The sequence below is a fragment of the Escherichia sp. E13S3 genome (genome assembly GCF_004212325.1).
Classification (GTDB): Bacteria; Pseudomonadota; Gammaproteobacteria; order Enterobacterales; family Enterobacteriaceae; genus Escherichia.
On the sequence record NZ_RHJR01000004.1, the window covers coordinates 479,658 to 489,511 of the forward strand.

The 9,854-nt window shown below is 51.2% G+C and carries 3 protein-coding genes and 1 pseudogene; 1 reads left to right on the forward strand and 3 read right to left on the reverse strand.

What is annotated here, in order from left to right; translation table 11 throughout:
• Nucleotides 1–36 precede the first annotated feature (36 nt).
• The 3 genes from D9597_RS07550 to sinH form a co-directional block, all read right to left on the reverse strand.
• A complete protein-coding gene (locus D9597_RS07550; RefSeq protein WP_130222022.1) occupies nucleotides 37–6,498 on the reverse strand; it encodes a DUF823 domain-containing adhesin in 6,462 nt (2,153 codons plus the stop codon).
• A 116-nt stretch (nucleotides 6,499–6,614) separates the two neighbouring features.
• Entirely contained in the window at nucleotides 6,615–7,580 is a 966-nt protein-coding gene (locus D9597_RS07555; protein ID WP_130222023.1) for a SinI family autotransporter-associated protein, read from the reverse strand.
• A 36-nt stretch (nucleotides 7,581–7,616) separates the two neighbouring features.
• Complete coding sequence (gene sinH / locus D9597_RS07560) at nucleotides 7,617–9,764, reverse strand: intimin-like inverse autotransporter SinH (RefSeq protein WP_130222024.1); 2,148 nt, start codon at nucleotides 9,762–9,764, stop codon at nucleotides 7,617–7,619.
• On the opposite strand from sinH, the pseudogene D9597_RS23295 reads away from it, so the two are divergent.
• Nucleotides 9,730–9,854, forward strand: a pseudogene (locus D9597_RS23295) (hypothetical protein); the annotation flags it as partial. The gene sinH and the pseudogene D9597_RS23295 overlap by 35 nt on opposite strands.

Genomic DNA, 9,854 nt, shown 5'->3' on the forward strand with positions numbered 1-9,854 from the left:
AATATCACCAAGTCAGCACCAGATACAACCGTGTCATCACTGAAAGCAGGTGATTAAACCTGCTTTATTTTGCAGAACTACACTACAATCCTGCCCCCCAGTGTCTTCAAACATCCCGCATTGCTCGGAAGATAAATAGGGATAGCTTGGCGTAATTGAAGGCCACCCCAACGAGCTAAAACTTGTGTGTAGCGTTTCTAACTCACTGTACGTTGGCGCATTGCTCATACTTCCACACTGTTTTGCTATATCCCATTTGCCTGAATCAACTCTGTGTCCCAATGCCCAGGTTTCGTTGACTGCATTTGGTGCCACCACAGCAACCGCATCAGAAGGTAATTCTGTTTTCAACAGAGGTCGATGTAATGTTTTACCTTTCACCACTACCGTGTCTGCCATGTGTCCCCAGAAGTGCGCAGAAGAAACATTGGGACTGGTTAATACGGTGAAAATAGTGTCCATCGTTGCTGTCAATGTTGGGTACTCATCCAGTGTTACCGTTAGTGGTGTTTTATAACCTGGCGTATTATCCTGGCGAACCGTAAAGCTTGCCGTGCCGTCTGCCCCCGTCACGCCACTGATCTTGTCCCCACTGGCAGCTAACAGGGTAGCCGCTCCTGATGATGACTGAATGGTAATATCATCCATTGCTGCCACATTACCATACAACGTCGCCCCCGTATTACGCGGCGAAGCATCGCCGCGTTTCAGGGTAAAGGCCACGTTCGGCACCGGTTTCCCGGCGCCGTCTTTGACCGTCACGGTCAACGGCATCGCCTCGCCTTTTTTCACGACCGCCGCCTGATAAGCGGCATCAAACGCCGTCGATGTGAGCGTCACGTTCGATACGGAAACGTGCGGATGCACCAGGCACGCCTGGAAGGCGCGAGATTTATTCGTAGGCAATTGCTCCGTATACAGATCAATTGACTCGCAAGCATTCGTACCGGGCTTCGGAGGACAGGTGGCGTTGGTCCACCACGCATAGCCACCCTGTTTCACCGGCCAGCCAATCGCGTCCACGATGCTGCCATTCGGATAGCGATCGTATAACGATTCAAGTTCATCCAGCGACGGATGGCGCGCATCTTCACACGGGTCAACATCGGGGTTACTTCTTTGTCCTATCGAATAGAGCGCAGGCCAGTCTTCATTATTATATTTCACCGCACTGACATTCATACCTCCGCCAGTGGTTGCGCCTAATTCAGCCAACAGTTTTGGCCGCTCAAACTCTGTACCGTCTGCGCCGCTCACCGTTTCCGGCATATGGCCCCACATGTTTGCCTTCGGAGTATCCGGGCTGGTGACGACGCTGAAAATCACGTCAACCGAGGCGGTTGGCCTCGCACTGCTACCCATTGCCGTGGCGCTTATCGGCGTTTTCAACCCGTTCGAGTTGTCCTGGTGGAGATTCAGCGTTGCCTGCCCCTGTGCATCAGTCTGAATAAACAAATAACTGTCATTGCTCTGCCCGTTCATGGTGGCATTCTGCATAGACTGCGCCGGGGCGAAGGTATCAAATACTAAATCATCGGTGTTAGCGCTACTGGTGGCATCCGCCCCCTGGCGGTTTTTACTGACGCCGCGCATAATGCCCACCGACTCATATGGCGCAGGCGATCCATCGGCGAGCGTAACCTTGATTGTCAGAGAAATCGGCATCCCCTTATGCGCCTTTCCGGCAGACTGCGCGCTGTCCCAATTTTCCGGGGCGACGGACAGGGTAATATTACCCACCGATTCAGCTTCGTTCAGACAGGTCTGAGAATACGTCTCAGAAGAGGTGTAACTTATCAGCCCAACGAGCCCGGCCCTGAGATCGATAAACTTATAGGAAGGACTGGTCGAGCTTGCACTCGAAGAGACCGTCCGCGACCAGAAAAACGGTTTCGAAGGCGCGGATTTATCCAGCGGCCAGCCCTGTTCTGACTCTATCGCTCCTGAGGGATATGCTTCATATAATGATTGCAAATCGTTGATAGTAGGAAGCTTATCTTTACATCCGCCCTGTGCGCCACTCAGCGCATTGTTAATAGTGAGCCGCTGCCAACTCTCGTTATTGATGAGTAAGGAAACCGAAGAACCGGCTTCAGCTCTTAACAACGGTCGATGAAAGACCTTCCCATTTTTCGCGGTTAAGGTTTCCGGCATATGTCCCCAGAAGTTCGCGTCTGGCGTATCCGGGCTGGTCACGGTAGTGAAAATAGCACTCAGGGTGTTTGATGTGATTCCCCGACCGTCATCGATTTCTGCTGTTAGTGGGATACGCGTCCCCTGGCCTTGATACTGCTGCCAGAAAGTCAGAGTGAGCGTACCCTCGCCGTCGGTCATGCTGTAGTACTTCTCACCGTTGTCAAGATAGATACTGGGATTATTGTAGCTATCGTGTATATAAATCAGTGATCCCTGATTGGTGATTTTGCTTTTATTAGTCGAATTAGAAATACGAGGCTCCGTGATAGCATGATTCAGGGTAATCGGCACATCACCTTTAGGATTCCCCTGGGCATCGCGCGTTGTCACCGTCATGGTGATCAGATCGCCAGTCTTTGTGTAGTTGGTTCTGACTTTTACTGCTTCAAAACCATCATATTTCGCCGTCTGGGCTGAACTCAATTCGATGGCGCTCGCCACTGAATTGGCCGTCGTCTGACAGGTCAGATACCCCATATCGGCTGACGCCAGGCTACTACTGGTGCCGTCATTCAGTTTCACGCTTTTATATTTACGATCGCTGTTGCTCTTCTCATCCGGTGTGCTGGAATCATAATTTTTCAGCACTGGCCAGCCATCAACTTCATGTCCATGCCAACTGCCGGAGAGCGCAACCAGTGCGGAATGAGAAGGAATATAGTCAACGCCGCAGCCATTATTTTTGGTATTTCCTGCCTGAGCTTCGGTAAACATGGCCCAGAATTCATTATCTTCTTCAGGCGATTTGCGTTTTGCCGCAGGGCTACCAGTTAACTCAGCGAACAACAGTGGGCGTTTAAAGGTTAACCCTCCAGCCTCCAGCGTTTCTGGCATATGCCCCCACATTTTGGCTTTTGCGCTATCCGGGCTGGTGACCACGGTGAAGATGGTATCTAGCGTCGCTTTTTTGGTCGGTTCGGAGTAGAGCGCGGCGGTGAGCGTCGTTTTGGTACCGTGAGTATCCGGGCGAGTAATATTGAGAATTTTGCTGCCGTCGCTGCCAGTCATACCGGTATAAACGGTAGTGGTATCGTTTAGCGTCACTTCATCAGGCTGACCGCCATCGACAACCACGGAAGAAACGATGCCATCGCCACTGCCTGCCGTATGGCGCTCGCCGGAACGGGTATAGCCATCGCCGCGCCCGAGGGTAAACGGCATATCCGGCATCGGGTTGCCTGCCGAATCTTTTATCGTCACCCTCACCTGTAGCGTTTCGCCTTTTTTCAGTTTCGCGGCACTCAGAGCGCTGGTCCATTGCGCCTGATCTACTGCCTCCAGAGTAATACTGCTGGCTGAAGGGTTCGCCGTGGTCAGGCAGCTCAGATAAATGGGCAACTCGTTGTTATTCACCACCCTGCCGTCATTCAACCAGTTGGCGTAGAGATGCGGCACTTTATCAGCGGGCGTGCTGCTCCAGTACTCTTCGTCCTGAGTTGGCCATCCGTGAACGGTCTGAATCGCGTTGTTGCCGTTGGCTGCATACAGCGCAGCCAGTTGCGTCCTACGCGGAACTTTATTTATTTCACATCCTCCGGCAGCGGTGTTTTCGATATCCGTCTGCGCCACGCGCACCCACTCTTCGTTATTTTCAGCCTGCGATCTCTGCCCGCCGCTCACTTCAGAGATTAATTTCGGGCGAGTAAAGGTCATAGAGTCAACTTTTATCGTGTCATCCATATGTCCCCACATTTTCGCCCCCGTTACATCGGGGCTGGTAGGTACAGTAAAAATCACATAGTAGTTTACCGTGTTTGGCAGTGCGGAATTGGTGGGGGTAACGATGAGTTTGGTTTTTAAGCCTACCCCCTGTGGCTGCTCAATAACGACCGTCGCCACGCCCCGTGCGTCTGTAATACCGGAGTAAATCATTGAAGACTGCGCAGTGCCATATTGCATACCGTTCAGCGTAATTGCCCCAGAGGTAGGATCGGTATAGCCGGTTGATAGCTCTTCACGGTTCAGACTAATATCTTTGGTAATCGTAAAAGCGGCATAAGGAACAGGGGCATTATTATTAACCCCATTGACGGTATGTACCGTCATGGTGATTTTCTCCCCCACTTTCGCTTTAGCAAGCTGCGAATCCGGCGAAATATCTCTGTCAGTATTCACTACCACGTGTGCCACCAGTTCGTTCGCCGAACAGGTAAGATAATTTGGTTTAAAACCCGAATAGGTGTCGACGTTCCCCGTCGCCAGATCAACAGATGTGTGTGTATCGGGCAACTGTGCCGCAGAGAGATAATCGTAGTTTACCGTTGGCCATCCGAACTCCGTGCCGATAGTGTTACCCTGGTGGCCTGCATATAAACTCTCCAGCGAGATTTGCGACGGAATATGTCCCACGCCACATTCCGCTTGCATGCTGGTTTTCTGGTCAAATAGCGCCCAGTCTTCGTTATTTTCACGCACCGAACCGATTTCATGGGTCGTTTCATCCGCTAACCGCGGACGTTTGTAGAGATTACCAGCTTCGATAATACCTTTACTCATATGTCCCCACATGCGGGCATACTCACTGTCCGGGCTGGTGACAACAGTGAAGATGACATCTTTGGCATCCGTTGCGCTGTAATTACTGCGCATAGCCGCCGTAAGATGCGTTTTTACGCCAACACCATCGGGCTGGCTTAGCGTCAGTGTGGCCTGGCCATTGGCATCTGTAATGCCTTCATAATTATGCACATCGACCTGTCGCAAATTTGCACCACCAGCTATTTGTACCGGATGCGCTTCCCAGGCAGGATCAGATTGATTCTTACGGTTAATACCATCATCCAGATGCAGGGAAAAATAGTAATAGGCTAACGGCTGATCGTTATTTTTACTGTCAGTGATGGTCAGACGCATGACTGCGTTCTCGCCAACATGTGCTTTCATCGCCTGCGCCGTATCGTCAAAATTTGCAGGCGTCAGGACAATTTTCGGCTCCACATCAGGCGCTTCTTTATCGACACAACTGACCAGAAACCGGGCACTGTCTGACATTTGCGACTCGCTGCGATTAGAGACATCTGCCGCATGGTGCTGCCCGGTTATCCCCGCCAGCGACGACCAGTAATAATCCCCCTGCATTGGCCAGCCGGCAACCTCCTGGATTGAAGTCGGAACCACCGTTGCCATCGCGCCAAACTGGCGCATTCCCGGCAGAATCTCGCAATGGTTATCGGCCCCACTCCAGCTGAAGGTTGACCAGGTTTCGTTATGGTCACCAACTGTGCCATCCTCATTACTCACTTCCGCTGCCAGTTTCGGGCGACTGAAGGTGTATTGCTGGGCTTTCAGCGTATCCGCCATATGCCCCCACATATTGGCCTGCGGTACGTCAGGGCTGGTGAATACGGTAAAAATAACTGCCGTTTCGCTGGTTTGAGTAATTCCCGGCAGGCTGACCACCAGCGGCGTTTTCACCCCCGGCCCCGCAGGCTGAGTTACGGTGATGGTCGCAGTACCGTTGACATCCGTCGTACCGCGATACTCCGTCGACGTAGTGGTAAGTTCCGTGCTGTCCAGGATGACCGGATCGTTATTATTTGTCGCCCCCTGTCGGTTTAAGGCGTCTTTCCGTTTAATAACAAAGGGAATCTTTCCTGCCAGGTTACCCTCACAGTTTTTAGTGGTGACTGTTAAGGTTATTGAACTGCCGACGGTGGTTTTTGCTGCCTTTAGCGAATCATCAAAACCGCTGGCGTTCACCGTCACTAAATCGCCCTGGGCTGGGGCAATATTGAGCGTAACCTGCTTTTCATTGAGCAATACCGCGCCCTGATTCGGCACGCCGGTAAAGGTAAAGAGATTCAGCGTCGGGAGCGTTTCTTTAGGGTCAAACTGCGGGATCGCCACCAGCTTATGTCCCGCAAGGTTTTGTGCGCAGAAGGAGCGATCGGGGCGAGGTTGTGGATTAAGTGGCACATCAGGTGTGGCAGCCTCTGCCCAGACCAGCGAGACGGCAGGCAACGTCTGGTTTTGCCAGCGCAGTAATGGCGGGTTATTGAACATGTCGCCTTCGGTGTCGCTCGGGTTAATTAACATCATACTGGTCGCGCTGGCGTCAACGCTGAAGCTACTCGGGGTCGCAGCACTGGCGACATCATGCTCTTTGGCGGGATCAAGCTGGACGCTGCCCTGATAAACGGGCACGCTGGCGCTGTCTGCTATGGGAGGAGTACCGTTAATAGCATCGGTTGAAGCATCTGATTGTTGCCACTGCCCGCCTTTTAAGGCCGCCGCTGCAGGCGCAATCAGAGATAGCATTAAAACCGCCGTTATCGCTTTTATCAGTTTCAAAGTCCCACCCATGATTGAAACCTGCCCGTTTAAAGTTTCGTTTTCACCTCAACCCACTTTGCTTAACGCTGGCTAAGCAAAGTGCGCGGAAAAACACCATTCCCTTACGGGAATGGTGCTGGTAACGATTATTTTCTCTGGTAGTCGATAGATAAGCCGTAGCCCTGGACACCATCGTTGCCGAGGACAACGCCACTTCCGGCAAAATCGAACGCGGTTTTCGCTTCGGCATTGGTAACAGGGATAACCAGGTCGCTGTTGTTATAAGTCGGATTAACAAGACCACCGGCTGTGCCCAACTGGAGGCTGGTTCCGGTAAAGCGCCAGCGATAGTTGTACTGGCTGGTAACCTCTTCGCCTGCATCATAAGTACTGTTGTTGTTTTTATCTTTCCACAACATGACTTGATAGGTGGTATTCGTTTTGAGTTTCGTCGTTTTACCCAATAGATTCGTATTGATGTCTTTTTCGTGAATTACGACATGGACTGCATCATCGAACACCGGACCTTCAGGAATATCATCGCTGTCAGAACCACCACCTGCATTGGTGGAGAGGTCAAGCATCACAACCTGGTCCGCAACGTTCAGATCACCGGTTGTCGTGGTTGGCGTGATCTTCAAGCCTATGTATCGATCAGCATCCGCAGCCGCGATGGTATATGTATCGCTCCCTACGGTACCAATCTCTTTAGGATCCGCGCCTGACTGGTCGCTATAACTCATCCACTGGAGGGTTGCTTTAGTCGCTGTGTTATTGTCATCAAGGTCCCCTTGGGTATCACCAATCGCCCAGCTGGCTGTCAGTTTGTCACCCACATGAAACTGCTTATCACCGTCCGTTGTGACCGTGCGGCTGCCACGATCAATAGCAATAACGACATGTGATTTATCAGCATCGCTCGTTTCTGATGCGCTACGAGTGATCCACGGCACGGTCCCCTGAATGGTGCCGGTACTTTGTGATTCTGACTGCCACTGACCCGCCCTGAGATTACCCTGCCCTTCAGCCATCGCGGCAGGCACTGCACAGTATCCCGCTAAAGCCAGCGCCAGCGCGACTTTCGTCATCGGCCGCGTTAAATGATTGTTCATTCAATTCTCTCCTTGATTAATATCCAGCACGCCGATCTAATGCTTGCTGTAAACCACACGTAATCCATACCCCTGCACGCCATCTTCTTTTTGGGCGCCAAATTTCTGTACGGCCTCTTCGTTAGTAGCAGGGATGACAATATCTTCATTACTGGTATTCGATTGCGCTCCGGTGTAGCCATTGACGCTGTGCCCGGTAAACTCCCACTGGTAGTCGTATTGCGCCATTTCCTCTTCCGTCAGTTTTTCCGACTGCTGGAAAACGCCATCGTTGTTGACATCGCGCCACAAGACAAAGCGATAGGCATTATCAACAGGCAAATGCTCTTTCTCATTGCCGATAAGATTGACAGGGTTAGTTGCAGATACACGGTAGATAAAGGCATTAACATCATTGCCCCCCGCGCCGAGGAAAGTCACATCAACATAGTTACTGTCGTCATACGGCGCGGCTCTCGCTTTCCAGCGGAAAGTACCGGGTAACGTACTGGAGAGCGTAACGGTGCCTTTTTCTTTATCCTGCTTAGCGATAAAGACGCAGGGATTCTCGGTTGAACAGGGTTTATTGGTGAGCGTAACTTTTTTATCCTGCGCATCGTAAAGCTGCGGCGAAAGGTTATCTTCTGGCAGTGCATTGCCGTTGCGGTCAGTGTCATCACCAAAGCTATCGGTGACGTCGAGATCCATCACCACACCATCGACGCCGTCTGCCTGGGCGCTGGCTTCGTGGCTGTGATTGTTCTCATCCGGCACATCTGCGATGTTGTTGACGATCAGCTCAATTTTACGATCCTGCTGCACGGTGATTTCCACCACACCGGAGTTTTGCCGGTTGCCCTTTTCATCTTCCAGCGCCAGACGCACGCGCCAGGTATTGAGTTTTTCCTGTTCGGCGGGATCGGAGCTGTACTGCCAGGCTGGCAGCACCAGATCCCAGTGGTTGTTGTTACCTTCAGTGATGGTATTCGCTTTAACAACAGGCATGACCAGCGTGCGGGAAGCGTTATTTTTCGCCTGCCACGAGGCGGCGACAATTTTGTAATGGTGGTTGATCAGCGCGTTGATGGTCCATTTACATTTTTCCAGGCCAACCGCTTCCTCTGGCGTGTCTTTAATCACGCATTCCGGGTGCTCATTGGTGGCGTCTGCTTTAAGCCACAAGGTGACATCAAGTGGGTCTTTTTCTTTGTATTCCAGCACGATAAAGTTATTACGTTCGACGAAGTCATGGCGACTGCCCATCAGCGAGTGAGCGACTTTGACGTTATCGCTATTCAGTTGATCTTTTAGCGGAACACCGAACTGATAGTTAATCGTGGCGTTAACACTAAAATCACTGTTATCTCCGGTACCTGCTTTATAGTCCGTCCCGACCGTCAGTAACGGAACGGGTTGATAGTTCACGCCGAGCGTCACTGCATAGGGATCTTTTTCTAAATTATCGGTGCCGAAGAGCGCCACTTCATCACCATAATATTGCTCGAAAACAATTTTGCCCCCCAGCTGCGGATAAGAAGGTAACCAGGCTTCCGCCCGGATATCCCAGCCACGTGCGGGTCGTTCTAAATAGAAATCAAAATCTTTTGAATCTTTCCAGTCTGAAAGCGGATGATAATAGTTACCAGAAAATTTTAAATAATCCGTCCAGGCTTCTGTTCCTAAGCCTAAACGGCGATGTCCGCGGGTGAAATCATAATCATAAAATATATTCCCCCCCAGAAGCCATTTATCAAAATTATGTCTTACGCCTAAACCTATATTACCTATCGTGCGCTCTTCTTTTCGTTGCGCAGAAAACTGACTGAAATAGACCGTGCTCTGATTATCATACCAGGGGACAAAATAGTCGATTGAACTGCCGTCCAGATCGCCATCCTGACCGATGGAAAGGTTAGAGCGAACTTTACCATAAGGAGAAAGCGCACCTTCGATATAAGACTGTGCGGATGATGTGATTTGCCCTTGCAGATAGCTTCTCGCCTGGGATTCAAGCGCTTCTGGAGTCAGGTTCTCGAAGCCCTGCTGGGCGGACTCGGTAACGTAATTGGCACCACGTTCCTTGACGGATTTGCCTTTGTTACTTTGTTCTTCTTGTTGAGCAGCTTCGCTTGCCAGATCAGGTAATGAAGATTCGCTTTGATTAATATTTATCTCCGGGCCAATGGTGGTGGTCAAAGTCGGCATTATTGTCGTGTTCGGTTTTGCGATGATCCCGCACTGGAATTTCGCCAATATAACCGCCTTCCCACAAGCCTCCGTATTTTTCCGCGACGG